General features: G+C 52.4%; 1 protein-coding gene. It reads left to right on the top strand.

Annotated elements, in window-relative coordinates:
- The coding region (locus tag KW839_RS27420) for a hypothetical protein (RefSeq protein WP_371318131.1) at positions 1–227 on the top strand (227 nt) is incomplete at its 5' end.
- Between the last annotated feature and the right edge of the window lie 25 nt (positions 228–252).

The following is a 252-nucleotide window of genomic DNA, read 5'->3' as shown; positions in this document are numbered from 1 at the left end:
CGGCTGTTTTCTACGCGGTCGCTATGGTTGTGACACGCCAACATTGTCGCAATGAACATCCACTTGTATTGGCTCTGGGCTTGAATGTCGCTTTTCTTGTCGCCGCCGTCATCGGAGGCATCGCATCAGTGAGTCCACTGTCGCTGGTGCCGCGTTTTTACTCTCTCCATGGCAGACGCCTGGCTGGCAGGAGATGCTTTTTATCTTCTGTTACGCCTGTGCCCTGATTTTCATAAATACAGCTACCGCCAA

This window comes from Pseudomonas sp. PDM31, assembly GCF_019218965.1.
Taxonomy (GTDB): Bacteria; Pseudomonadota; Gammaproteobacteria; order Pseudomonadales; family Pseudomonadaceae; genus Aquipseudomonas.
The sequence above is the reverse complement of the archived record's forward strand: the minus strand, read 5'-3'. Positions and strand labels throughout refer to the sequence as shown.